The following is a 2,144-nucleotide window of genomic DNA, read 5'->3' as shown; positions in this document are numbered from 1 at the left end:
ACGCCACGCTGTCGCGGACGGCGGCGAGCTGGGCACCGGTGATCAGCCCGGTGCACAGGCCGTCCTCGTCGCAGACGAGCAGACGGTCCGCGCGGGCGCTGGCCATGACGGCCAGGGCAACCTCGACGGTCATGTCGTCGCACACCTGTGGACCGGCCGCTTCCATGGCGTCGTCCACCGTCCGGTTGGCGAGGTTGGCATGGGCATCGGCATGCGCCGTGCGGGGCTGCATCTGGACCAGCGTCAAAAGGTGCCTCCTGCAGAGGTGGGTCAGAGTCCTGATCACGTGGTTCTCAGGCCGCCGCGTCGAAGGCGGTCTGTCGCAGGCTCGCGCGCCGGGCAGCCGCGATGGGCCGGCGCCGACCGCGCGAGGCCGTGCTGCGCTTGGGGCGCTCGGACACCGGTGCGGTGATGGTGACCGGGATGCCGGAGGGGGCCTGGGCGCCGGTGATCCGGTTCAGGGCCTCGTCGCCCGAGCGGACCTGGGTGGTCAGCGGGGTGATCCCGGCGGCCTGCATGAGGCGGGTCATGTCGCGGCGCTGGTTGGGGGTGACGAGGGTGACGACGCTGCCGGACTCGCCGGCGCGGGCGGTGCGTCCGCCGCGGTGGAGGTAGTCCTTGGGGTCGGTCGGCGGGTCGACGTTGACGACGAGGTCCAGGTTGTCGACGTGGATGCCGCGCGCCGCCACGTTGGTGGCGACCAGCACGGTGACGTGCCCGGCCTTGAACTGGGCCAGGGTCCGGGTCCGCTGCGGCTGGGACTTCCCGCCGTGCAGGGCCGCGGCCCGGACCCCGCTGTCCAGGAGCTCCTGGGTGAGGCGGTCCACGGCGTGCTTGGTGTCCAGGAACATGATCACCCGGCCGTCGCGGGCCGCGATCTCCGTCGTCGTCCGCTGTTTGTCGGCGCCGTGGACGTGCAGGACGTGGTGCTCCATCGTGGTCACCGCGCCCTGCGAGGGGTCGACGGAGTGCACGACCGGGTCGGTCAGGTAGCGGCGGACCAGCAGGTCGACGTTGCGGTCCAGGGTGGCGGAGAACAGCATCCGCTGGCCCACGGGACGTACCTGGTCCAGGAGAGCGGTGACCTGCGGCATGAAGCCCATGTCGGCCATCTGGTCGGCCTCGTCGAGGACGGTGATGGCGACCTGGTTCAGGCGGCAGTCGCCGCGGTCGATGAGGTCCTTGAGGCGGCCGGGAGTGGCGACGACCACTTCGGCTCCGGCGCGCAGCGCACCGGCCTGGCGGTGGATCGGCATGCCGCCGACCACAGTGGCCAGGCGCAGCTTGACCGCCCGGGCGTAGGGGGTGAGCGCGGCGGTGACCTGCTGGGCGAGCTCTCGCGTCGGTACGAGGACCAGCGCGAGCGGCTGACCCGGCTCCGCGCTCTGGCCGGCCGTACGGGCCAGCAGCGCGAGGCCGAAGGCCAGGGTCTTGCCGGAGCCGGTGCGGCCGCGGCCGAGTACGTCGCGGCCCGCGAGGGTGTTGGGCAGCGTCGCGGCCTGGATCGGGAACGGCGTGGCCATGCCCTCGCGGGTGAGCACGGTGAGCAGCTGCGCCGGCATGTCGAGGTCGGCGAAGGCCTCGACGGCGGGCAGCGCGGGGGTGATCGTCTTCGGCGGTGCGAACTCGCCCTGGATCGCCGCTGGCCGGCGGCCGTAGCCGCCCGAGCGGCTCGGACCTCCGGAACGGCTCGGGGCCGACGAGCCGAAGCGGCTGCCCCTCCCCGAACCGGCGCCGGTGCCGAAAGCGGGGCCGCCGGTGCGGCCGCGGGTGCGAGAAGAGCGCTCGTTCGTACGCGTGGGGTTCATGCGGAACCTTCCTTGATACGGCACGTATCAAGAAATTCCCGCAGCGTAGGAGCGGCGCACGGAATTACGAGAACGGACCGAATGGAATGCGGAGGCGGATCTGGCGGACAGAGAATCTGTGGGCTCAGACGCCGAAATGAGGTGGCGCCGTGTGGGCGCGACAACCAAGAAAATGAAATCGGGTGCAACCCCGAGAGGGGCAGTCGGCCCGATCTCTCAATGCTTGAGACCGCGGGGGAACGCACCGCGGGAAATGCATGCAGCTGGGGCCCGCACCCCGAGGGATGCGGGCCCCAGCTGCAGAACGTGTGTCAGCGTCAGGCGGGAACGATGTTC

At 71.5% G+C, this 2,144-nt stretch carries 1 protein-coding gene and 1 pseudogene; both read right to left on the bottom strand.

What is annotated here, in order from left to right; genetic code table 11:
- Nucleotides 1-247: pseudogene (locus K7B10_RS37245) on the bottom strand (CBS domain-containing protein); the annotation flags it as partial.
- A gap of 46 nt (nucleotides 248-293) precedes the next feature.
- Nucleotides 294-1,808, bottom strand: coding sequence for a DEAD/DEAH box helicase (locus K7B10_RS37240; RefSeq protein ID WP_229343656.1), 1,515 nt, complete (start codon nucleotides 1,806-1,808; stop codon nucleotides 294-296).
- Nucleotides 1,809-2,144: the final 336 nt, after the last annotated feature.

Source organism: Streptomyces flavotricini (assembly GCF_020639365.1).
GTDB classification, from domain to species: Bacteria; Actinomycetota; Actinomycetes; order Streptomycetales; family Streptomycetaceae; genus Streptomyces; species Streptomyces flavotricini.
The sequence above is the reverse complement of the archived record's forward strand: the minus strand, read 5'-3'. Positions and strand labels throughout refer to the sequence as shown.